The 22,436-nt window shown below is 65.4% G+C and carries 18 protein-coding genes and 1 tRNA gene; 5 read left to right on the top strand and 14 right to left on the bottom strand.

Going from position 1 to position 22,436, the window contains the following annotated elements; all coding sequences use genetic code 11:
- Positions 1 to 416: 416 nt before the first annotated feature.
- The 3 genes from HQ354_RS05770 to HQ354_RS05780 are packed head-to-tail and all read right to left on the bottom strand — an operon-like array spanning position 417 to position 3,154.
- Positions 417 to 1,706 (bottom strand): plasmid pRiA4b ORF-3 family protein, encoded by a 1,290-nt coding sequence (locus HQ354_RS05770; protein WP_222634427.1) that lies wholly within the window; start codon positions 1,704 to 1,706, stop codon positions 417 to 419.
- A 39-nt stretch (positions 1,707 to 1,745) separates the two neighbouring features.
- Complete coding sequence (locus tag HQ354_RS05775) at positions 1,746 to 2,291, bottom strand: LpqN/LpqT family lipoprotein (RefSeq protein ID WP_222634426.1); 546 nt, start codon at positions 2,289 to 2,291, stop codon at positions 1,746 to 1,748.
- A 47-nt stretch (positions 2,292 to 2,338) separates the two neighbouring features.
- A complete protein-coding gene (locus HQ354_RS05780) occupies positions 2,339 to 3,154 on the bottom strand; it encodes a Cof-type HAD-IIB family hydrolase (protein WP_068426513.1) in 816 nt (271 codons plus the stop codon).
- A 38-nt stretch (positions 3,155 to 3,192) separates the two neighbouring features.
- Between HQ354_RS05780 and HQ354_RS05785 the strand changes: the two genes are divergently transcribed.
- Entirely contained in the window at positions 3,193 to 4,068 is an 876-nt protein-coding gene (locus HQ354_RS05785) for an aldo/keto reductase (RefSeq protein WP_068426516.1), read from the top strand.
- Positions 4,069 to 4,222: 154 nt separating this feature from the next.
- Positions 4,223 to 6,040 carry an NAD(P)-binding domain-containing protein gene (locus tag HQ354_RS05790; protein WP_068426522.1) on the top strand — a complete coding sequence of 606 codons (1,818 nt, stop codon included), beginning with the start codon at positions 4,223 to 4,225 and terminating at the stop codon, positions 6,038 to 6,040.
- A gap of 51 nt (positions 6,041 to 6,091) precedes the next feature.
- Here the strand turns inward: HQ354_RS05790 and HQ354_RS05795 are convergent, their stop codons facing one another.
- From HQ354_RS05795 to HQ354_RS05815, 5 genes are all read right to left on the bottom strand, one after another.
- Positions 6,092 to 7,444 carry an NAD(P)/FAD-dependent oxidoreductase gene (locus tag HQ354_RS05795; protein ID WP_167675665.1) on the bottom strand — a complete coding sequence of 451 codons (1,353 nt, stop codon included), beginning with the start codon at positions 7,442 to 7,444 and terminating at the stop codon, positions 6,092 to 6,094.
- Between the two features lie 80 nt (positions 7,445 to 7,524).
- Complete coding sequence (locus tag HQ354_RS05800; RefSeq protein WP_222634425.1) at positions 7,525 to 8,508, bottom strand: ABC transporter substrate-binding protein; 984 nt, start codon at positions 8,506 to 8,508, stop codon at positions 7,525 to 7,527.
- A 20-nt stretch (positions 8,509 to 8,528) separates the two neighbouring features.
- Positions 8,529 to 9,680, bottom strand: coding sequence for an acyl-CoA dehydrogenase family protein (locus HQ354_RS05805; RefSeq protein WP_374107305.1), 1,152 nt, complete (start codon positions 9,678 to 9,680; stop codon positions 8,529 to 8,531).
- Between the two features lie 71 nt (positions 9,681 to 9,751).
- Complete coding sequence (locus HQ354_RS05810; RefSeq protein WP_068426531.1) at positions 9,752 to 10,573, bottom strand: SDR family oxidoreductase; 822 nt, start codon at positions 10,571 to 10,573, stop codon at positions 9,752 to 9,754.
- Between the two features lie 74 nt (positions 10,574 to 10,647).
- On the bottom strand, positions 10,648 to 11,520 hold the full coding sequence (locus tag HQ354_RS05815; RefSeq protein WP_222634423.1) for a LysR family transcriptional regulator: 873 nt from the start codon (positions 11,518 to 11,520) through the stop codon (positions 10,648 to 10,650).
- Positions 11,521 to 11,591: 71 nt separating this feature from the next.
- On the opposite strand from HQ354_RS05815, the gene HQ354_RS05820 reads away from it, so the two are divergent.
- A complete protein-coding gene (locus HQ354_RS05820; protein ID WP_222634422.1) occupies positions 11,592 to 11,951 on the top strand; it encodes a nuclear transport factor 2 family protein in 360 nt (119 codons plus the stop codon).
- Positions 11,952 to 11,987: 36 nt separating this feature from the next.
- On the top strand, positions 11,988 to 13,664 hold the full coding sequence (locus tag HQ354_RS05825; RefSeq protein ID WP_222634421.1) for a phospholipase D-like domain-containing protein: 1,677 nt from the start codon (positions 11,988 to 11,990) through the stop codon (positions 13,662 to 13,664).
- Between the two features lie 48 nt (positions 13,665 to 13,712).
- On the opposite strand, the gene HQ354_RS05830 is transcribed toward HQ354_RS05825, so the two are convergent.
- The 3 genes from HQ354_RS05830 to HQ354_RS05840 all read right to left on the bottom strand — a co-directional run bounded on the left by HQ354_RS05830 (position 13,713) and on the right by HQ354_RS05840 (position 16,412).
- On the bottom strand, positions 13,713 to 14,423 hold the full coding sequence (locus tag HQ354_RS05830) for a type 1 glutamine amidotransferase domain-containing protein (RefSeq protein WP_167675667.1): 711 nt from the start codon (positions 14,421 to 14,423) through the stop codon (positions 13,713 to 13,715).
- A gap of 66 nt (positions 14,424 to 14,489) precedes the next feature.
- Positions 14,490 to 15,467, bottom strand: a complete 978-nt coding sequence (locus HQ354_RS05835) for a LacI family DNA-binding transcriptional regulator (RefSeq protein ID WP_068426687.1) — start codon at positions 15,465 to 15,467, stop codon at positions 14,490 to 14,492.
- 321 nt (positions 15,468 to 15,788) lie between these two features.
- On the bottom strand, positions 15,789 to 16,412 hold the full coding sequence (locus tag HQ354_RS05840) for a helix-turn-helix domain-containing protein (RefSeq protein ID WP_068426544.1): 624 nt from the start codon (positions 16,410 to 16,412) through the stop codon (positions 15,789 to 15,791).
- 92 nt (positions 16,413 to 16,504) lie between these two features.
- On the opposite strand from HQ354_RS05840, the gene HQ354_RS05845 reads away from it, so the two are divergent.
- The gene (locus HQ354_RS05845; protein WP_068426546.1) at positions 16,505 to 17,716 is read left to right on the top strand and encodes a pyridoxal phosphate-dependent aminotransferase; all 1,212 of its coding nucleotides are present in this window, start codon (positions 16,505 to 16,507) and stop codon (positions 17,714 to 17,716) included.
- Between the two features lie 68 nt (positions 17,717 to 17,784).
- Here the strand turns inward: HQ354_RS05845 and HQ354_RS05850 are convergent.
- The 3 genes from HQ354_RS05850 to topA all read right to left on the bottom strand — a co-directional run bounded on the left by HQ354_RS05850 (position 17,785) and on the right by topA (position 22,412).
- Positions 17,785 to 17,857, bottom strand: a tRNA-Thr gene (locus tag HQ354_RS05850).
- Positions 17,858 to 18,012: 155 nt separating this feature from the next.
- Positions 18,013 to 19,200, bottom strand: coding sequence for a DNA polymerase III subunit delta' (locus HQ354_RS05855; protein ID WP_068426548.1), 1,188 nt, complete (start codon positions 19,198 to 19,200; stop codon positions 18,013 to 18,015).
- Positions 19,201 to 19,400: 200 nt separating this feature from the next.
- Entirely contained in the window at positions 19,401 to 22,412 is a 3,012-nt protein-coding gene (topA, locus tag HQ354_RS05860; protein ID WP_222634420.1) for a type I DNA topoisomerase, read from the bottom strand.
- Positions 22,413 to 22,436: the final 24 nt, after the last annotated feature.

The following is a 22,436-nucleotide window of genomic DNA, read 5'->3' on the forward strand; positions in this document are numbered from 1 at the left end:
CTCACCCCAGACGGGAAGAATGAAGCAAGAAGACGTCACACCCACACCCCGAAAGGCATGAGCGCCAAAAACATTCGGCACTGACATTCATCGACACACTGTTGAGTTCTCAAAGAACACGCGCACACCATCCACCCGCAGACTCACGCCTGCCAGCATCAAGGGCAACTGTTCCAGCCTATCCCAGCTTGGTCTCGGAAGCAAACTTCCGACTCTTGGGGGACACACTATGTCAGGCACTCCGTACAACCTCGTTGTCTCCGGCCTCTCGGCTCGGAGTCGGTGTCCGTGTCGCTCTGACTCGACAAAAGTTACGCGACGAGTCGCAGAACTCCAAATCGCCTGGTCAGAGGCGGTAGGTCGCGAGGAGAAGCCGTCGGGCACGGTCGAGACGCCCCGAAACTACCGACCCCGCCCTACCGCGTCGACGACCTGAGCGCGTCGCGCGCGAACCTACGAGCCCACTGCGGCGCGTCCACGTCCGTTCGCCCCAAGTAGTACATCGGCCCGTGCGCGCCGATCAGGTCGAGGAACGCGACCGTCCTCTGTCCGGCGATACGTGCGTCCATCGCCCATCCCAGCGCCGCCATCGCATGGGTGGCCAGCTCGTCCCGATGCCGAGCCGACGCAGACGACGCGAGGGCTATCAGGAACAGCGTGCCTGCGTCCTTCTCCTGCGCCTCCCTGCCGATCGGCAACCGAGCGACGCAGTGCTGCCAGAGCCCGACATGGTCGTCGGCCAGGTGGGTGCCGGCTTTCGTTCTCACCAACGTGCCTTTCAGCACGCGTACCAGCCCCAGACTCCTCGCTGCGTCGCGGAGGTCCGTCACCTGGTGATGATCGACCTCTCGCAAGCTCGTTCCATGCCAGCCGATTCCCCAGTCCAGCTCGTCGCGAATGGCCTCGACCAGCGACGGAGGTAGATAGCCTGCCCCGGTTAGTTCGACGCCTCGCTCGCCGACGCGGTGGAGGAACCAGGCGAGTTTCGACATCGCGATCTCCGCGAGTGGGATGTCGACGGAACTCTCGATGGTCAACTCACAGCGAGGCAGCAACGCGGTCAGCTGCGGAACGTCGGTCGCTCGCAACCTGCGCAGCAGTCTCGCAACCAGGGGCGACTCGGCCGCGCTCTCCGTGTCGACGGACCGCGACATGCTGAGCGCGCGCATGCGGAGGTCGACGGCACCGCGGTCGAAGGCAGCGACATCGACGCTGTCGTCGCGATCCTCGGGCAGGCACACGTTTCGACCGTCGAGACAACGGGATCGAGGGTCGTCGACGTGAAAGACGATGTCCTCGAGTTCGACGGTGTGGACCTGCCCGCCATGGGCGTCGTAGGTGTAGTCGAGCGACGCCCCGACCTCAGCCAGCAGCGCGTCGATACGCAGGTGCCCGTGAGCTGCGTCGTCGTCGACCATGGGGTGTCCGGAGAAGCAGTGTGTACAACGGCCGGACCACCCCATCGCCGTCTGCAGAACCGTGTGCAGTTCCGGAAGCAGCAGGTCCGACCGCACGCGAATCCGGCGCCACACGGCAGGCTCGCCGTCGCGCAAAGTCACCCGCAGGACGAACTGCGCGTCCCGCAGCGGCCGGCCGGTTCTGGCAGCGGGGCCTGCCAACTCGGCCACCGTCGAACGACTCGATGAGTCGTCGGGAAGGTCCGGCACCACCCACAGGTGCCGCGCTCGTCCGCTGCGATTCGGCATGCACCCGACACTAGCGGCGTCGGGCGACAAGCCACGGCGTCACGAGATGTCGGTGAAGAGCCCGCTGTTGATCGCGTCGATGTCGAACGCCAGCTTGTCGATCTGGTCGGCCAGAACCGTCACCGTCAACTGCACGAGAAACTGATCGTCGACGCCGACGACGGCGTATCTCGTCGTCACGGCCAGGTCCAGTTGCTCGGCAGCGAACGACCCGCGGATGAAGCGTGCAGGCCACGGTCCGAGGTTTTCGGCCTGCGCCTCCAACTCGACCCACCCCGGCATCACGCGAGCGTCGGTGAAACTGCAGTCCAACAGCGCCTGAGCATCGACCGGTTCGGAGAGCTTGCCGACGAGGAGGACGGCATTCGGCGCGAAACCGTTCTCGACCAAGCCTGGTTCGACGAGCACCTCGGTCGCTCCCGGGAACTGGCCCACCGGTGCTGCCTGCCACCCCGCCGGCGCCGACGCGGCGATTCCCAGCGTCGCCGCGAGCACACTGTCCGACGGAGTAACGGCGATCCCGTTCACCGACAGATATTGCGCGGCGGTCATGCCGCCGGATCCGTTGCCGTCTACCTCGGTCATGCGGTGGTCTCCTCGTCGTTCCACGAATTTGGTTGCAACACAGGGTTTCACGCGCGCAAACGCACGAGTTCCTCGAGATAGAGTGCGACGCCGTCGTCGTCGTTCGATTCCAGCACACGATGCGCCACGTTCTTGATCTCGGGCATGGCATTGGCCGTCGTGAGTGGAGTTCCTGCCCATTCGAGCATCGGGAGGTCGTTGAAGGCGTCGCCGACGGCGGCGACGGACTCACGGTCGATACCCAGTTCGGTGCACAGTCGCGACAGTGCACTCGCCTTGGACACACCCGCCGCCGACATCTCGATGTACGGCGCGCCCGAATGAGTCAGCTCGACGCCACCTACCTCGGCACTCAGGACCGTGCGATACAGATCGACGCTCGACAGTTCGGGGTGACGCGCGACGATCTTGACCGTCGGTTCCTCCTCCAGAACCGTTGTGGAGACGACCATTTCGTGCGGGTGCCGATGGTGGTCGGCGAACACGCACAATGCTGCGTACCCGTGTTCGGCCACGAACGCCGTCGGCCCGACCGTCGCGAACACGACGCCGGGCACGAGCTCGCGAACTCGGGTCATCGCGGCTTCGACGGCCGAGGCGTCGATGGCCGTCGTACCGGATATGACCGGGGTGCCGTCGGACAGATCGAGAACGACCGCACCGTTGGCGCCGATCGCTTTCCCGGTGAAGCCGCAGGACCCGGCGAGTTCGTGAATGGAGTGCCTCGCGCGTGCCGTCGCCCACACGATCTCGATTCCCGACGCCCTGGCCGCGGCCATCGCATCGGCGGTACGCGTCGACACCGTCCGTTCGGAGGTGAGAAGTGTGCCGTCGAGATCGGTGGCCACGAGTTGCACAGTCACACCGACGATGATGCCAAAGACGCTCTAGCCTGGACGAGGTGAGCACTCCGAATCTGACATTGAACTCCGGAACCACGATCCCGCAGCTCGGCCTCGGCGTGTGGCAGGCCGCCGACGCCGAAACCGAACATGCCGTTCGGTACGCGCTGGACGAAGCCGGGTATCGCCACATCGACACCGCGGCCGCATACGGCAACGAGGAAGCGGTCGGCCGCGGAATCAGCACCTCGTCCGTGCCGCGCGAGGACATCTTCGTCACCACCAAACTGTGGAATGCGGACCAGGGATACGAGCCTGCCTTGGCGGCGTTCGACGTCAGCCTCGGAAAGTTGGGCCTCGACTACGTCGACCTGTATCTCATCCACTGGCCCCTGCAGAACGACGACCGACTTCTTCGCACGTGGGATGCGCTGGAGAAGATCGCCGACTCCGGTCGAGCGAAGGCCATCGGCGTGTGCAACTTCGAGCCACGCCATCTGCAGATGCTCATCGATCGCGGCGGACGGCTTCCGGCCGTCGACCAGGTCGAATTGCATCCGCATCTCACCCAGCAGGCCATTCGCGACCTGGCAGGGCAGCACGACATCGCCGTCGAATCGTGGAGTCCGCTCGGCGGCACCAGCAACTCGGGGTGGGGTAACGCGTCGAAGCCCAACACGCTTCTGACCGACGACGTGATCACGCGCATCGGTGAGCGACACGGAAAGTCGGCCGCGCAGGTGTTGATTCGCTGGCACCTGCAGAACGGCTTGATCGTGATCCCGAAATCCGTTCACGACGAACGTATTTCGCAGAACATCGACGTCTTCGACTTCGAACTGACCGACGAGGATCTGAGCGAGATCGCAACGCTCGACGACGGCGTACGCGTCGGCGCGCATCCCGACGAGTTGAACCTCGGCGCTCCGGACTAGCGGTTCGCGCGAGGACCGGCCGCACCGGTCGCGGTGATCGACCCTCCACGTCGAGTGATGCGCGTCACGTGCAACCCACTGCAACTCTCGACGGTTCGTGCCCGCATGGAGTGTGCTGGATCACAGCACACGGACACGAACGAGGGAGTCTTCCATGACCCAGACCATCGAACCGCCGGTTCTCGCCTTGACCCCACAGGAACGCGTCGACGCCTGGTTGGCGGATTTCGAAGCTGCGCTGGCTGCCCGCGACATCGAGCGGGCGGCCGGCAAGTTCGCTGTCGACAGCTTCTGGCGTGATCTGGTCACGTTCACCTGGAACATCAAGACGGTCGAGGGCCGAGACGGAATCGCCGACATGCTCGGCGAGCGTCTGCACGACACGGACCCCACCGGCTTCCGGACGACGGAAACCCCGGAGGAGGCCGACGGCGTCACGTCGGCGTGGATCGAGTTCGAGACCGCCACGAGCCGCGGAAAGGGCCACCTGCGTCTGAAGGGCGACGAAGGCTGGACGCTCCTGACGACCATGCAGGAGTTGAAAGGCCACGAGGAGCGTCAGGGCAGGACGCGCATCAAGGGCGCGGTGCACGGATCGAACGCCGATACCCAGAATTGGGCGGAGAAGAAGGAGATCGAGGAGAAGGAACTGGGCTACACCGTCCAGCCGTACGCGCTGATCGTCGGCGGCGGTCAGGGCGGTATCGCTCTCGGTGCGAGGTTCCGTCAACTCGGGGTGCCCGCCATCGTCGTCGACCGCGGCAACCGGCCGGGAGATCAGTGGCGCGGACGCTACAAGTCGCTCTGCCTGCACGATCCGGTGTGGTACGACCACCTGCCCTACCTGCCGTTCCCGTCGAACTGGCCGGTGTTCGCGCCGAAGGACAAGATCGGCGACTGGCTCGAGATGTACACGAAGGTCATGGAGGTTCCGTACTGGAGCCGAACCACGGCCAAGTCCGCGACGTACGACGAGAAGGCGAAGGAGTGGACGGTCGTCGTCGATCGTGACGGCGAGGAAGTCGTCCTGAAGCCGAAGCAGCTCGTGATGGCGACGGGAATGTCCGGCAAGAAGAACGTCCCGAACTTCCCGGGCATGGACATCTTCGAAGGGGAACAACACCATTCGAGCGAACACCCGGGTCCCGACGCGTACGTCGGCAAGAAGGTCGTCGTGGTCGGCTCGAACAATTCCGCGCACGACATCTGCAAAGCCCTGTACGAAACGGGCGTCGACGTGACGATGCTGCAGCGGTCGTCGACGCACATCGTCAAGTCCGATTCGCTGTGCGAAATTGCCCTGGGCGACCTGTATTCCGAGCGCGCCGTCGAATCCGGAATGACGACCGGCAAAGCGGATCTGACGTTCGCGTCGCTGCCGTATCGGATCATGCACGAATTCCAGATCCCCGTGTACCAGAAGATCGCCGAGCAGGACAAGGACTTCTACGATCGGCTCGAGAAGGCCGGTTTCCAACACGACTTCGGCGACGACGGATCCGGACTGTTCATGAAGTATCTGCGTCGCGGATCGGGCTACTACATCGACGTCGGCGCATCGGAACTCGTCGCGGACGGGAAGATCAAACTGGTTGCCGGACAGGTCGATCACCTCACGAAGAACGCGGTCGTTCTCTCCGACGGCACCGAGCTCGAGGCGGACGTCGTCGTCTACGCGACCGGCTACGGCTCGATGAACGGATGGGTCGCAGATCTGATCGACCAGGAGACCGCGGACAAGGTCGGCAAGTGCTGGGGCCTCGGCTCCGACACCACCAAGGACCCGGGTCCGTGGGAGGGCGAGCAGCGCAACATGTGGAAGCCGACGCAGCAGGAAAACCTATGGTTCCACGGCGGCAATCTGCACCAGTCGCGGCACTACTCGCTGTACCTGGCGTTGCAGATCAAGGCGCGGTACGAGGGCATCGACACCCCGGTCTACGGGCTGCAGGAAGTGCATCACCTTCGGTAGGCGGCTTCGCCGCTCGTGAGTGGGAATGCGCAGCGGGCTACGCATTCCCACTCACGACCCTTGTGCTTTCGCGATCAACGCATCCTCCGACCGCACCTGGTCCAGATTGACGACACGCGTCGGCAGGATCGACGCATACAGCCAATCCGTCGCAACCCGCACGCGCGCAGCCGCCGTCGGCAAGGCGTAGAGGTGATAGCCACGCGCCACGAACTTCGCGACCGGCCCCTTCAGCTGCACCCCCAAAGGCTTTGCGACACCGTCGAAACCACCGAGATCGGCGACGAGTCCGAGATCCTTGTGGATGTACGGCTTCGCCTTTCCGACGCCGAGGCTCGCCGCGACATTGCGCGCCGCTCTGACGCCTTGGCGTTGCGCATGCTGGGCCGTCGGCGGCGTGGGTGCCGACGGGTCGGCGGCCAGGTTGGGCACCGCGGCCGCGTCCCCCAGCGCCCAGACACCCGGGTGGCCGGGCACGGACAGGTCGGGTTCGACGACGAGGCGACCCTTCTCGGTCGGCAACCCGAGCTTCGCGATCAGCGGACTCGGCGCGACACCGGCACCCCATACGAGCGTGCGCGACGGAACGACGGTCCCGTCGGTGAGCGTCACAGTGGTCTCCGTCGCCGACTCGACGGAGACTTCCAACCGGACCTCGACGCCGCGCTCGGCCAGTACGTCCATCGCCTCCTTGCCGAGTTGCTCGCCCAGTTCGGGAAGAACGGCGGGCGCGACGTCGACGAGCAGCCAGCGCACGTCGTCGGGATCGATACTCGCCCACCGTGTTGCGATGCCTTTGATCCAATTCTGCATCTGCGCAACGAATTCCGTGCCGGTGTAGCCGGCTCCGACGGCGACGACGGTGAGTCGTTCCACGCGCTCGGCGCGACCGGCGGGCGTGTCCGGGAGTGTGTCGGCCGCGTCGAGCTGCGCCAGAACGTGGTTGCGGATGAACGTGGCTTCACTGAGAGTCTTGAGCCCGTGCGCGTTCTCGGCGACGCCGGGGATGTCGAACTGCCGCGTCACCGATCCGGGCGCGAGAATCAGCTTGTCCCACTCCAATGCAGTCTCGGACTCGCGGCCCTTCACGCTGAGCCGTCGGCCGTCGAAGTCCACGGAACCGACGTGCCCCAGCACTGTTTTCGTGCGGCGAAGCGTCTGTCTCAGGGAGACGGCGATGTCGCGGGGGTCGAGCACACCCGTCGCCACCTCGGGCAGGAGTGGGCTGTAGAGCAAATAGTCGTTCGGCGCGACGAGTGTGAGCGTCGCCCGCTCGGGTTCGAGGAGTTTCTGCAGAGTTCGGAGAGCATAGAAGCCTCCGAACCCGCCTCCCACCACGACGATCTTCGCCGGCGAGGCCGGAAGCGGTGCTGACGTGCGGTGACGCTGTCGCCATGTGCGCATGAGAAAACCATAATGCGGCTTCGCCGCACGTGCGCGCGAATGTGGCGTAGAGGGCTATACATTCGCGCGCACGTGCGGCGTCATCCACCTACCGCCTCCAACTGCGGACGAATCCTGTCGAGCGAGTACTCGATCGACGCCTTGGACGGCAGATTGAATCCGACGACCGTCGCGTAGTCCTGCACCGCGAGACCGCCGCCGGCCACCGCAGGCAGAGTGTCGAACCCGGGGAGCGCTTCGAGATCCGCCGCGGTGCCGCCGTTGGGCAGCATGACGACGAGGTCGGCGCTCAGCTCGTTGATCCGTTCGGGACTGAAGACGATGCGACCACCCGTGACATCGGGCGATGCAGCCAGATCGGCCGGAACGCTCATCCCGATGCTGGAGAAGACCTTCGCAGCACCGTCGTCGGGGTTCACGACCGCGACGGCCTGCTGCGTGGCGACGATGTACTGAGCCAGGACGGCGGTCTTGCCGTCGAGCCCCGGGTACTGCTCGGCGATGCCGTTCGTGAAGTCCTGTCCCTCGGCGACGATCGCCGCCGCGTCGTCCTCACGATCGAGAATCCTGCCCAGGGTTTCGATCTGCCACTGCCAGCTGTCGACCGTTGCAGCCTCGGGGAATACCGTCGGCGCGAGCTGGTTCAAACCCTCGAACGGATCCGGGGACGCGATGCCGGACACCAGAATCAGGTCCGGTGCCAGTGCGGCGATCTCCTCGGTCGGTGGGGTGGCGTCGAGCGTGTCCACCGTCGACGAGTCGAGCATCGTCGCATCCTCGGCGAGGCCGGTCTGCCACGGAAACAGCTTGCGGTCGTCGCCCTGGGAACCTGCCGAAACGTAGCCGACGGGCGTGACGTCGAATTCGGCCAACGCGTCGACCCACTGCTGCCCGAGCGCCACGATGCGCTCGGGCGTGCCCTCGATGGTCGTCGCCCCCGCGACGTGCTCGACGGTGACCGTCCTCGTGTCGGTCGACGCCTCGTCCTGACTCGCGCTACTGCAGGCCACCAGGCCCGCGACGACCACTCCGGCAAGCACGACCCGCGTAAGGATGCGTTTCATGCCGAGGAAGTTAGCACAGCCTAGCCTTGCATGTACTTCTTCAGCTCCATCTTCGCGATCGCGCGCTTGTGCACCTCGTCGGGCCCGTCGGCCAGCCGCAGCGTACGCACGTGGGCGTACATCATGGCCAGCGGGAAATCGTTCGAGACGCCGCCGCCGCCGTGCACCTGGATGGCCCGATCGATGATCGTGAGCGCCATTTCCGGCGCTGCGACCTTGATGGCCGCGATCTCCGTGCGCGCTTCCTTGTTGCCGACGGTGTCCATGAGATGCGCGGCCTTCAGCGTCAGCAACCGCGTCTTCTCGATGTCGATGCGCGCCTCGGCGATCCAGTCCTGAATGTTGGCGCGCGCCGCGACGGGCTTGCCGAACGTGACGCGCGACGACGCCCTTCGGCACAACAGCTCCAGCGCACGCTCGGCGACACCGATGGTGCGCATCGCGTGGTGGATGCGGCCTGGTCCGAGCCGAGCCTGGCTGATCGCGAACCCCTCGCCCGGGCCCTTCAAGACGTCTTTCGACGGCACCCGCACGTCCTCGAACAGGATTTCGGCGTGACCCTCGCGGTCCACGTAGCCGAAGACGGGGAGATTGCGGACGACGGTCACGCCCGGCGCGTCGATGGGAACCACGAGCATCGACTGTTGCCGGTGCGTCGCGGCGTCCGGGTCGGTCTTGCCCATGACGATGAGGACGCGACAGTTCTTGTGCATCGCGTTGGACGCGAACCACTTTCGACCGTTGAGGATGTAGTCGTCACCGTCGAGCACCATGCTCATCTCGATGTTGGTGGCGTCGGAACTGGCGACGTCGGGTTCCGTCATTGCGAACGCGGACCGAATGGTGCCGTCCAGCAACGGCTTCAGGTACTTCTCCTTGTGCTCGTCGCTGCCGAACAAGGTGAAGACTTCCATGTTGCCGGTGTCGGGAGCGTTGCAGTTGCACGCTTCGGGCGCCAACAGACTGCGTCCCATGATCTCGGCGAGCGGCGCGTATTCGAGGTTGGTCAGACCGGGCCCCCACTCGGGGTGTGGGTGGAAGAGGTTCCACAGACCACGGCGTCGCGCTTCGACCTTCAGATCCTCGAGAATCTGCGGCTGCGCGTGCGGGTCACCCGCCTCACGCATCTGTTCCTCGTAGACCGCCTCGGCCGGATAGATGTGCGAGTCCATGAACTCGAGCAGATCGGATTCGTATTTCTTTGCGCGATCGGTTCTTTCGAAGAACGACACGTGAGATCCCCTCAGTTGGTCCGGCCCATCAATGTCTTCTGGTATCGCCGCATTCCGTGCAGCCACCTGTCGTAGTCGGCTCCCTTGCGGCGGTACATCTCGAGCACGTCGGTGTGCGGCAGGATCAAGAACTGTTCGGCGTCCATCGCAGCGAGCACGATTTCGGCGACGTCGGACGGCTCGAGCACTTCGCCGGCGGACAACACGGCGTTGGTCGCGGCGACGCCCAGAGCGTCGCCCGAATCCTTGCCCTCGTACAGCAGCTTCGTGTTGACGCCCATCGGGCACAGGCAGCTGACGCGAATGCCCTGATCGCCGTACGTGACATTCAGCCATTCGGAGAATCCCACCGCGGCGTGTTTCGTCGTCGAGTATGTGGCAGAACCGATTTGAGTCAGAAGCCCGGCTGCCGACGCGGTGCTGACGAAGTAACCCTCACCACGTTCCAACCATGTCGGCACGAGCAACTGCGCGGCCCTGATGTGAGCGCGCACGTTGACGTCGAAGGACAGATCCCACTCGGCTTCGCTCGCGTCGAGGCCGGGTGCGCCGCTGATTCCGGCGTTGGCGAAATAGAGGTCGACAGGCCCGTAGGTGTCCTCGGCCAGCGCGATGAGCGCGGTGATGTCCTCGGTCTTCGACGCGTCGCCACCCAGGGAGACCGCGACGCCGGGGCTCGTCTCGTCGATGCGTGCGACGACGTTCGACGCGGCAGTCGGATCGATATCGGACACGATGACACGGGCGCCTTCTGCGGCCAGCCGTTCGGCGAGGGCTCCCCCGATTCCACCGCCTCCACCCGTGACGACGGCAACCTTGCCTGTAACCTTCATCACCCAGGTATATCACCCCGATCTCCGCGGTGCCTCCGCCCCAGTGCGCGCGAGCCCGCGGAGTGACACGAGCACTACGCATTCGCGTGCACGTGGCGCGTGAACGCCCGGACCGCGACACTCGGATTGGGCGACCAGACCAGTGCGAGAACAGCATCCACGACCGCGTCCGAGATGGGAACCGACACCAGCCGGTCCGTGAAATCCGTGCTCATCGACCGACTGAGAACCGCGACGCCCATACCCCGCGCGGCCAGATCCGCCACCGCCGCCGGGGCGCTGGCGGCGAACGCGACGTTCGGCTTCGCGTCTGTGCGCGAACAGGATTCGTCGAACACCGACCGGATTCCCGTTCCCGGCGGGAGACAGACGACGGGATATGCGCAGAGCTCCCGAACCGTGACGTCCGATCGTCCGGCCAGCGGGTGCTCCGGCGGCACGCACGCCGCAAGCCCCTCCCGGATCAGGACGAGCGATTCGAGCTCGTCGGGCGGATCGGCGGCGGTACCCACCAAGGCGACGTCCAGTGAACCGGCGAGCACACGCTCGATCAGCACATCCGAATTGTCCTCGGACAGAGACACTTCGACGCCTGGATGGTCTCGATGGAACGACGCCAACGCGTCGAACAGCGGGGTCACGGTGCACGCGGTGACCATGCCGACATCGATGCGCCCACGCACCAACAGGTTCACCTCGTCGACGCTGCGCTGCAACGACTCCGCCGACGCCAGAGCTGCCCGCGCGTGATGCACTGCCGCCTTTCCTGCGACGGTGAGCGCGGCGACCCGACTGCGGCGGTCGATCAGCTCGGCGCCGACCTCGCGTTCGAGCGCTTTGATCTGAGCACTGATGCCCGACTGGCTGATGTTCACCCGCTCGGCCGCACGCGTGAAGTTGGCTTCCTCCGCGACGGCGACGAAGTACTCGAGCTGACGAAGTTCCATAAGCTCTGATTCTAGTTTACATCGGAACAATGCGTTGGACTTCTGAAAGGTGCGCTTGCAGGCTGAAGAACATGACACAGGACAAAGCAATGACCCCGGAAGACATCACGCGACTGTTCGTCGAGCGCTCGAACGCAGGCGATGCGGACGGCGTCGCCGCCCTCTACGACAAGAACGCTGTCATGGCCTACCCCGCTGGTCGGACGACGGTAGGACGGGCAGCGATCCGCGACCTGTGGGCGTCCGTGTTGGCCCACGGCCCGCATTTCGAGTACGAGGAAGGCCTCCCGACGCTCGTCCACGGCGACATCGCCCTGACGTCGACAGCCCCGAAGGACGGGGCGGGCGCCCGAGCGCAGGTCGTCAAGCGTCAGGCAGACGGCTCCTGGGTGCGCATCATCGATCAGCCGGAGTTCACCCCGACCTCGTAGGGCCATTCCGTCGGCGCTCTGACAGTATTCCTCTCCGTGATACCGCAGCGGCTGACCCGGACCATCGATGCGGTCGCGCGACGGCTGGGCCGCAGCAGCGCCGCGCTGCACGATCAGGTCCAGGACTTCGGAAGCGACACGCACCCGTGGTTCCTCGGCGCCGAGGAACGCGGTAACCCCGACACCCGCATCGCGGCATGGACCGTCGGCAACCGCGTCACGACGCTCGTCCACGGCAAGCCGTATTTCGCTGCCCTCGCCGACGCGCTGGCCGTGGCCGGAGACGGCGATCTGGTGATGTTCACCGATTGGCGCGGCGACCCCGAGCAATTCCTCACCGACGACGGCGTCACCGTGGAGGACGCGTTGGCCGACGTGGCCGGGCGCGGTGGCGTCGTCAAAGGAATGGTGTGGCGGTCGCACATCGAGACGCTCGGTTTCACGGGCCCGAAGAACCGCAAGCTCGCTCTGAAGCTCGAAGAGGCGGGCGGCGAGGTGATTCTCGATCAGCGCGTGCTGGCGTTGGGCAGTCATCACCAGAAGTTCGTCGTGATCCGTTATCGGGACGCCGACCGCTCCGACCTCGCGTTCGTCGGGGGCATCGATCTTGCCCGTGCACGACGCGACGACGCGGATCATTTCGGTGACCCCGTCAGTCGGCCGTTTCCGCCCGAGTACGGGGAGATCCCGGCGTGGCACGACATCCAGGTGCAGATCGAGGGCCCGGCGGTACGCGACGTCGAGGACGTCTTCCGCGAGCGATGGGAAGACCCGGCCGCGCTGTCGCGACTGCCCTGGCATGCGATTCCCGACGCCATCCGCGGTGCGACGCGTGAGCCGTCGGACCTTCCCGAGCAGCTGCCCGCGTCGGATCCGGCGGGTTCGTGCGCGATCCAGCTGTTGCGCACGTACCCGCGTCGACGCCCGGCGTATCCGTTCGCGACGAAGGGTGAGCGCAGCACGGCCCGCGCCTACGCGAAGGCGCTGCGCCGGGCGCGACGTCTGATCTACGTCGAGGACCAGTATCTGTGGTCGGTCGACGTCGCCGAGGTGTTCGCGGCCGCGTTGCGTCGGGCGCCCGAACTGCGGTTGATCATCGTCGTGCCGAAGCATCTCGACGACGACAGCGCGATCACCATTCCGTCTGCCCTGCTGGGGCATTCGGCCGCACTCGACGTCATTCGCGACGCCGGCGCCGACCGCGTTCTCGTGCTCGATCTCGAGAACGACCGCGGCATACCGGTATACGTGCATTCGAAGGTGTGCATCGTCGACGACGTCTGGGCTGCGGTGGGTTCCGACAACTTCAATCGTCGATCGTGGACCCATGATTCGGAACTGACCGCGGCGATCGTCGACGACGAGAAGGATCCGCGCGAGCCCACCGACCCATCCGGTCTCGGTGACGGCGCCCGGGTGTTTGCACGGGACTTCCGCCTCGAACTACTCCGTGAGCATCTGGGCCGCGACGTCGGGGACGACGACGATCTCGTCGACCCCGCGTCGTGCTTCGACACCGTCGCGGCGCACGCGGATCGTCTGGACGCGTGGCACGAGAACCCGTCCGGCGGTCCGCGTCCTGCCGGGCGGCTGCGGCGTCACGACATCGACGTGCCGCCCGTGTGGCAGCAGCGTCTCGCGTCGGTGGCGTACCGGTTGTTCGTCGACCCCGACGGCCGCCCTATCGGCATGCGGTTTCGCAAGAAGTTCTAGGTTGCCTGCGGCACCCGTGCGCACTTGGTTGGTCTGGGCTCCAACTGTTCACGCACGGGTGCGTAGCGCCTCCACCACCCTGTCGGCCAGCGGCTTGGTCGACGCAGGGTTCTGCCCGGTGTAGAGATTCCTGTCGACGACGATGTGCGGCTCCCAGGCGTCACCGGACGAGAAGCGGGCACCCGACTCGCGGAGTCTGCTTTCCAGCAGCCAGGGAGCCTTGTCGGCCAGACCTGCCTGCGTTTCCTCTTCGTCGGTGAAGCTGGTGAGCTCGTAGCCGTCGAACACCCAGGTACCGTCCTGGCGCGTGGCCGGCAGGAACGCGGCAGGTGCGTGACATACCGCGGACACGAGCTTTCCTGCGTCGAGAAGCTCGGTGATGATGGCACCGACCTGCGGCGACACCGCCAGATCCTCCATCGGTCCGTGTCCGCCCGGGACGAAGATGGCGTCGTAGTCGCCCGCCTTCTGGTCTTCGAGCACCGCAGGGCTGCGCAGCACCGAATCGACGGACTCCAAGTACTTCTTCAGCTCGTCGACCTTGGCTTCGTCACCACCGTTGGCGTCGACAGCGAGAGATCCCTCGTCGACGACGGTCGGCTTTCCACCCGGCGACGCGACCGTCACGTTCCAGCCTGCCTCGACAAATGTGCGGTGAGATGCGACGAGTTCTTCGGCCCAGAAGCCCGTCGGATGTTTCGTGCCGTCCTTCAGAGTCCACTGATCGGCGGACGTGACTGCAAAAAGTAGATTCGTCATGCCCCGTCGCATGCCCGATGACGGCATCGCCCAATCGTGCCTGGCCGAGCGCGGACGGAACGGACGTCAGCGCTCCCGCGGCACCGCGGTCGTCCGGCGTCGGACCAACGTGGGCGCCAGCACGACATCCTCGGCCTGTTCACCTGCCAACCGAGCGAGCCCGCTGTCGACGGCCGCGTCGGCCACGGCGGCGACATCGTGCGAGATCGACGTCAATTGAATGTGCGCGATTCGCGACAGACGCGAATCGTCGTATCCCACAACGGAAATATCGCCCGGCACGTCGATGCCCCGTCGTAGAAGGTGATCGAGAACTCCGGTCGCCGAGTTGTCGTTGAACGCCACGACCGCCGTCGGTACCTCACCCGACGCCAACAGCTGCCGCATTCCCTCCGCGCCTTCGGTTTCCGTCATTCCACCCGCGACGACGCGAGCGTGCTCGTCGAGGCCGTGACGTCGAATGGCCGCGAGAAATCCCTGGCGTCTGTCCTCGGCTCCCGGCGCTGCAGCTCCGTCGATGTGCGCGATGCGCCTGTGCCCCAACTGGACGAGATGGTCGACCGCCGTGCCGATGCCGGCCACGTCGTCGCCGCGGACCGATCCGATGGCGTCGACGCCGCTCGACCGCAGCAGCGCGACGACGGGAATACGCGCGTCGATCTCGGTGAGTTCCCTTGTCCCCAAGCCGGATCCGAGCAGAAGCGCCACGTCGCATCGTTCGCGCACGAGTGCTTGCACCGCACTCTCTTCGTCACGGGTCGGGGCCACCGCACTGAGCATGACGTCGTAACCATGTCGTTCCGCGGCCGTATAGACGTGTTCGACGAGGTCGCCGTGGAACGGTTGCTGCAGATCGAAGGTCACCCCGAGGAGTCGCGACTGGGTCTGCCGCAGCTTCTGTGCCCGACGGTCCGGCACGTACCCAATTCGGTCGGCGATCGCCTTGACTCGGTGCCGAGTCTCATCGCTCGCCCCGGGGACACCACGCATGACGATGGACACCAACGCGGGAGAAACGCCGGCGATGCGTGCGACGTCGGCCATCGTGGGTCTGACGCCGTCGATCTCCTCGGCCACTCGTCGTTCCTTCCTGCTCGCTCCTGGGAAACGCTAGTGGACCGAGCCGTCCCGAACATCATCCGCCGGATTCGAACATATGCACTAACAGGGTGTGGATAGATCTGTGGAAATCTCGAGGACCGTCGGCCGGAAGCTGTGGATGGGCTGGGGATGAAACCGGGGTGGTCGGGCATTCCCCCAGCACAGGGCATGTGTACAAGAATTACACCCCTGTGAGTAAAGCCGTCGGCAGGGGTGTGGACAACCGTTTATCTATCAAGCACACCGCTGCACATTGCCGATGAGCTACTGACTGATCGCCCGCGAATTCCCGGGCGGCGGGGTGTCGCCATGCCAGGTGACCGCCTCGACAGGCAGCGATCGTTCACCACGCACGATCGCGATGGCGTCGTCGAGGTCGAGCACGATATCCGCGTCGGCGGAATCGATTTCGTTGTCGTGATGCTCGATGTCACCGTCGGCAACCAGGACGTGGAACGTCGGCTCGCTTCCGATCCGCACGTTGACCGCCGCCTTTCCGACGCGTTCCGCGATCGCACGACCGATCGGGAACGCCATCCAATGCGCGCGGACGGCATCCTTGTCGCCGCGCTCGCCCAGACGGCCCGCACCCCATTCCGAAAGTGCCCTCAGCGCCGGCCGTAAGCCCTCCCCTTCCTCGGTCAGTTCGTACACCGAGGCATTGGTGGGCGGCCCGATCAGACGCTTCGCGACGACGCCGTCCGCTTCGAGGTCACGCAGACGAGCCGCGAGAACGTCCGTGCTGATTCCCGGCAGGTCGGCGAACAGGTCGCTGTAGCGACGGGGACCGCCGCAGAGCTCGCGCACGACGAGCAAACTCCACCGATCACCGACGATGTCGAGGGTTCGGCCTATGGCGCAGTACTGCTGATAGCTCCGACGTGGCATGCTTGCCATCGTAGACGGTCACTTGGAAAATCCAAGCGCAAACTTGGGCGAACCAAGTAGGTTGGGTGACTCCACCACGGAAAGGAACCTTCATGCAGGTCAGGCAGTCGAGCAAGCTCTCCGGTGTCTCGTACGAGATTCGCGGACCCGTTGCCGAACACGCGGCTCGCCTCGAGGCCGAGGGACACCACGTGGTGAAGCTGAACACGGGCAATCCCCTCGAGTTCGGGCTGGACGCACCGCAGGAGATTCTGTCCGACATCGTGCGTATGCTCCCGACGTCGTCGGGATACTCGACGTCCAAGGGGCTGCTGCACGCGCGCCGCGCCGTCGCGCAGTACTACGAGACCCGCGGAGTCCAGGACGTCGACGTCGAGAACGTCTTCCTCGGCAACGGCGTCTCCGAACTGGTGATGATGTCGATGACGGCGCTGCTCGAAACGGGCGACGAGGTACTCATTCCTGCGCCCGACTTTCCGCTCTGGACCGCGGCCACGACTCTCAACGGCGGGCGCGCCGTGCACTACGTGTGCGACGAGGCGTCCGACTGGTTCCCCGACGTCGACGACATCGCGTCGAAGATCACCGACCGCACGCGGGCGATCGTGCTCATCAACCCCAACAACCCGACCGGCGCCGTCTACCCCGACGAGGTCTTGCTGCAGATACTCGAACTGGCGCGCCGGCATCAGCTCGTCGTGTTCTCCGACGAGATCTACGACAAGATTCTGTACGACGGCGCCACCCACACCAGCACTGCAGCATTGGCGTCGGACGTTCTGTGCGTGACGTTCTCGGGTCTGTCCAAGGTGTATCGCAGCGCGGGTCTGCGGGCCGGATGGATGGTGCTCACCGGTGCATCCGTCGACGCGTCGAGCTACATCGAGGGACTCACGATGCTGGCCGGCCTACGTCTGTGCCCCAATGTGCCGGGACAGCAAGCCATTTCGGTCGCCATCGGCGGACGTCAGAGCATCTACGAGTTGACTGCACCCGGCGGCCGCCTTTACGAGCAGAGCACCCAGGCGTGGAAGTCGCTCAACGACATTCCCGGTATCTCCTGCGTCAAGCCCAAGGGCGCGCTGTACGTGTTCCCGCGCATCGACCTCGACTACTACCAGATCCACGACGACGAGAAGTTCGTCCTCGATCTGTTGCTGCAGGAGAAACTGCACATCGTGCAAGGAACGGGATTCAACTGGCCGCGGCCGGATCACTTCCGCATCGTGACGCTCCCGCACGCGGACGACCTCGAAGCGATCATCGGGAGAATCGGAAAGTTCTTGGCGAACTACAAACAGTGAGCTCGGCCCGGGGGCACACCAGAAAGCAAGAACCCCGGCGCGCTGGTGCGCGTCGGGGTTCTTGTCGGAGCCGCCTAAGAGAATCGAACTCTTGACCTTTTCATTACGAGTGAAATGCTCTACCGACTGAGCTAAGGCGGCGTGCCTTTCGGCGTTCGTGAGTCTAACGGAGCAACCCGCGGAAAATGAAATCGGCACGTCAGCGGGGGTTCGGCGGCCTCCGTGGCGCATCGATGGACCGTGGCATCCGATAGACAGTTGGCGTGTGCCATCCATGCTGATGGGCTGGGCGAACGTCAGCGCAGCGCCGCACCCAACTGCGCGACCATCGCGTACACCGCGAACTTGGGCTTCGAGTTGAGTGCCAGCGCTTCGCGGCAGTCGAGGATCGCCTCGATGCTCTTCAGGAGAGCCTCGGGCGACGCTCCCCTGGCCATTCGCTCGATCTGATCGGCCATGTCCGGGTGATTCAGCGTGGCCGTCGACCCGTACGACCGCGCCAACGCATCGCGGTACAGGCCGGCGAGGTCGATCAGCGCGCGGTCGAAGGAGTCACGCAGATTGCGGGTGCGCCTCGATTTCTGACGCGCCTCCAACTCCTTGATGACACCCGCCGACCCGCGTAGCGCTCCCGCCGCGCCCTTGCCGGTGCCGCCCGCACCGAGTGCCGTCCGCAGTTCTTCCATTTCGACGCCGTCGAGCGCGTCGCTGATCTCGGCAGCCTCGAGTTCGGCGGCTTTCACCATCTCCTCGGCCGCGAGGTACGCCTGATTGGGTCTCGCAGCCGCGGACGCCAGCCCCAACGCGCGCTTGCGTCGCGCACGTGCGTCTTCGTCCTTCGCGAGCCTGCGGGCCCGTCCGACGTGACCACCGCTGATCGACGCCGCCCACCGGGCCGTCTCCTCGTCGAGCTGATCGCGCGTCTGCAGTACCTGCGCAATGGCCGACGACGTCGGCGTGACGAGATGAACGTGCCTGCACCGGGACCGCAAGGTGACCGACATGTCCTCCGGATCGGTCGACGGCGCACACAGCAGAATGACCGTCCGCTCCGGCGGCTCCTCGACGACCTTCAGCAGCGCGTTCGCGGCGGCCTCACTGAGACGATCGGCATCCTCGACGACGACGATCTGCCACCGCCCGGTGCTCGGACGACGCGCGGCGATCTGCACGATGTCGCGCATCTCCTTGACGCTGATGCTCAAGCCCTGCGGGATGATGCGTCGGACATCGCCGTGGGTGCCTGCCATCGTCGTCGTACATGCGTGGCACTCGCCGCAGCCGGGCGTCCCCTCGCTGGTGCATTGCAGGGCTGCAGCGAAACACAGGGCGGCGATCGAGCGTCCGGACCCGGGAGGGCCGGTGAACAGCCAGGCGTGTGTCATCGCCGACCCGCCGTCACCGAGGCGAGCGCCGACGGCTGCACCCGTCAATTCGGCTTCGACGTCCTCTTGGCCGATCAATCGATCGAATACTCCCGCCATGGAAGGCAGCCTAGTCGGCGGGTCCGACGTCTCTTCTCCACGTCCTCGAGGAGCAGCGCGGATGTTGTGCCACAGTCACCTCGGCATCGATGGACCGCAGCAACCGTTGGACAGCTTGAATGGTCCATTCATGTTGACGGACAACATGAATGGACCATTCAAGCGAATAGCCAATGGCGGCGAGCGACCGAAGGAGCTCGCTACTCCTCGGACGCCGGCGGTGCCTTCTTCGCTGCAGCCTTCTTGGCGGGTGCCTTCTTCGCAGGCGCTTTCTTGGCCGCCGTTTTCTTCGCTGCAGCCTTCTTCGCGGGCGTCTTCTTGGCAGCCGTCTTCGTGGCCGTCTTGGTCACGGTTGCCTTCTTGGTGGCAGCCTTCTTCGTGGCCTTCTTCTTCACCGGGCCACGAGCACGCCTGTCCGCCAACAGCTCCGACGCGCGATCGTCGGTGATGGACGCGACGTCGTCGTCCTTGCGCAGGCTGGCGTTGGTCTCGCCGTCGGTGACGTACGGACCGAAACGACCGTCCTTGATGACCATCGGCTTCTCGCTGACCGGGTCGACGCCCATCTCACGCAGCGGCGGCTTGGCCTCACCCTGACGGCCGCGACGCTTCGGCTCGGCGTAGATCTTGAGCGCCTCGTCGAGGGTCACGGAGAACAGCTGGTCTTCGTCGGCCAGCGAACGAGAGTCCGTGCCCTTCTTCAGATACGGACCGTAGCGGCCGTTCTGCGCGGTGATCTCTTCCTTCGACTCGGGGTCGACGCCGACGACACGCGGCAACGACAGCAACTTGAGTGCGTCGTCGAGCGTGATGGTCGCGAGATCCATCGATTTGAACAGCGAACCGGTACGAGGCTTCGGTCCGGCGACCTTCTTGGCGGCCTTCTTCGCAGGTGCCTTCTTGGCCGCAGCTTTCTTCACCGCGGTCTTCGTCGAACCGCCACCGTCGTCACCTGTGGGAATCGGAACGATGTCCGGTTCCGGGGCAGCAGGTTCCGGCTCCGGCTCGGGAAGGATCTCGGTGACGTACGGGCCGAATCGTCCTTCCTTGGCGACGATTTCGTGCCCGGTCAACGGATCGGCACCGAGACGACGGCCCTCCTGCGGCGTCGAGAACAGTTTCTCGGCGACGTCGATGGTCAGCTCGTCCGGCGGAAGGTCGTCGGGCAGGTTGGCGCGCTGCGAGATCGGATCCCCGTCGGGATCGTCGTCGTTTTCGATCATCCGCTCGAGGTACGGACCGTAACGGCCGACGCGAACGTGGATCTCGCGCCCCTCGGCGTCGTCGAACAGCCGGATCGAGTTGATCTCACGCGCGTCGATGTCTTCGAGGTTGGTGCCGACCATCTTCTTCAGACCACCGGATCGGGCGACCGACCCTTCGGCGCCGGTGTCGCCACCGAAATAGAAGCTCGTCAACCAGTTACCGCGACGTTCGCGGCCACCGGCGATGGCGTCGAGATCGTCCTCCATGCCTGCCGTGAAGTCGAAGTCCACGAGCCGGCCGAAGTGCGCTTCCAACAGACCGATCACCGAGAACGCGACCCACGACGGCACCAGCGCGCTACCGCGCTTGTAGACGTAGCCGCGGTCGAGGATGGTCTTGATGATCGACGAATAGGTCGACGGGCGGCCGATGCCCAGCTCTTCGAGCGTCTTGATGAGCGACGCCTCGGTGTACCGAGCGGGCGGGTTGGTCGTGTGGCCGTCGGGGTCGAGCTTGGTAGCCGTGACGGCGTGGCCCGCCTTCAACGCAGGCAGGCGCGACTCTGCGTCGTCGGACTGGCCACCGGCCTCGTCGTCGACGCTCTCGACGTACGCCTTGAGGAAGCCGGCGAACGTGATGGTGCGGCCCGACGCGGAGAAGGTGCACTCCTCGCCGGTTCCTGCGGTGCCGGTGATGCGCAGCGTCAGCGTCGTACCGCGGACATCGGCCATCTGCGACGCCACCGTGCGCTGCCAGATGAGCTCGTAGAGGCGGTACTCGTCGGTCTGCAGTGCCGAGTGCAGCTGGCCGGGAGTCTGGAAGACGTCACCGGCAGGCCTGATCGCCTCGTGTGCTTCCTGAGCGTTCTTGACCTTGCGCGTGTACTGCCTGGGCGACGGGTGGACGTATTCCGCGCCATACAGCTCGGTTGCCTGCGCACGTGCCGCGGAGATGGCCGACTCGGACAACGTGGTCGAGTCGGTACGCATGTAGGTGATGTAGCCGTTCTCGTACAGACGCTGCGCGACGCGCATGGTCCGCTCCGAGCTGAACCGCAGCTTGCGGCCTGCCTCCTGCTGGAGGGTCGACGTCATGAACGGCGGGTACGGCTTGCGGGTGTACGGCTTGTCCTCGGCCGACGCCACCGTCAGATCGACGCCCTCGAGCGCTTCGGCCAGGCGACGTGCCCGCGACTCGTCGAGCACGGTGACGGCGTCCGACTTCAGCTTGCCGTCGGCACCGAAATCACGACCTGCGGCGACGCGTGCGCCGTCGACGTTGACCAGACGTGCCCCGAAACTGCGCGGCGACTGATCGGCACCGGCGTCGAGCGTCGCCGAGATGTCCCAGTACTCCGCGGTGCGGAACGCCATGCGATCGCGCTCGCGCTGGACGATGATCCTGGTCGCGACGGACTGCACGCGGCCTGCCGACAGCTTCGGCATGACCTTCTTCCACAGCACCGGGCTGACCTCGTAGCCGTACAGGCGATCGAGGATGCGACGGGTCTCCTGTGCGTCGACGAGGTCCTGGTCGAGCTCACGCGTGTCGGCAGCGGCCGCGAGGATCGCCGGCTTGGTGATCTCGTGGAAGACCATGCGTCGAACAGGGATCTTGGGGTTCAGGGTCTCGAGGAGATGCCACGCGATGGCCTCGCCCTCGCGGTCGGGGTCGGTGGCGAGAAAGAGCTCGTCGGCATCCTTGAGCAGGCCCTTGAGCTCGGCGACCTTCCCCTTCTTCTCCGGAGAGACGACGTAGAGCGCCTCGAAGTCGTGGTCGACGTCGACGCCGAGCCGCGCCCAGGGCTCTCCCTTGTACTTGGCCGGCACGTCGGCCGCTCCGCGCGGCAGATCTCTGATGTGACCGACCGACGCCTCGACGACATAGTTCTTGCCCAGGTAAGGGGCGATCTTCTTCGCCTTGGTCGGGGACTCGACGATGACAAGGCGGCGCGGCTCCGCAGAGCCGGTGGTGGTGCCCCCCGAGCCGTTATTCCGTGCTGCCACCTTGCTGCCGAACCTTCCTTCGTC

The organism is Rhodococcus sp. BP-261, assembly GCF_019835205.1.
GTDB lineage: Bacteria > Actinomycetota > Actinomycetes > Mycobacteriales > Mycobacteriaceae > Rhodococcoides > Rhodococcoides kyotonensis_B.

Bases quoted from the DNA above. Each gene is read 5' to 3' on its own strand.
- HQ354_RS05775 (WP_222634426.1), bottom strand. From the start codon at position 2,291: ATGACCGAGGTAGACGGCAACGGATCCGGCGGCATGACCGCCGCGCAA.
- HQ354_RS05820 (WP_222634422.1), top strand. From the start codon at position 11,592: ATGACACAGGACAAAGCAATGACCCCGGAAGACATCACGCGACTGTTC.
- HQ354_RS05815 (WP_222634423.1), bottom strand. From the start codon at position 11,520: ATGGAACTTCGTCAGCTCGAGTACTTCGTCGCCGTCGCGGAGGAAGCC.
- HQ354_RS05840 (WP_068426544.1), bottom strand. From the start codon at position 16,412: ATGCCACGTCGGAGCTATCAGCAGTACTGCGCCATAGGCCGAACCCTC.
- HQ354_RS05830 (WP_167675667.1), bottom strand. From the start codon at position 14,423: ATGACGAATCTACTTTTTGCAGTCACGTCCGCCGATCAGTGGACTCTG.
- HQ354_RS05845 (WP_068426546.1), top strand. From the start codon at position 16,505: ATGCAGGTCAGGCAGTCGAGCAAGCTCTCCGGTGTCTCGTACGAGATT.
- HQ354_RS05795 (WP_167675665.1), bottom strand. From the start codon at position 7,444: ATGCGCACATGGCGACAGCGTCACCGCACGTCAGCACCGCTTCCGGCC.
- HQ354_RS05855 (WP_068426548.1), bottom strand. From the start codon at position 19,200: ATGGCGGGAGTATTCGATCGATTGATCGGCCAAGAGGACGTCGAAGCC.
- HQ354_RS05800 (WP_222634425.1), bottom strand. From the start codon at position 8,508: ATGAAACGCATCCTTACGCGGGTCGTGCTTGCCGGAGTGGTCGTCGCG.
- HQ354_RS05805 (WP_374107305.1), bottom strand. From the start codon at position 9,680: ATGGACTCGCACATCTATCCGGCCGAGGCGGTCTACGAGGAACAGATG.
- HQ354_RS05835 (WP_068426687.1), bottom strand. From the start codon at position 15,467: ATGGCCGACGTCGCACGCATCGCCGGCGTTTCTCCCGCGTTGGTGTCC.
- HQ354_RS05770 (WP_222634427.1), bottom strand. From the start codon at position 1,706: ATGCCGAATCGCAGCGGACGAGCGCGGCACCTGTGGGTGGTGCCGGAC.
- HQ354_RS05810 (WP_068426531.1), bottom strand. From the start codon at position 10,573: ATGAAGGTTACAGGCAAGGTTGCCGTCGTCACGGGTGGAGGCGGTGGA.
- HQ354_RS05790 (WP_068426522.1), top strand. From the start codon at position 4,223: ATGACCCAGACCATCGAACCGCCGGTTCTCGCCTTGACCCCACAGGAA.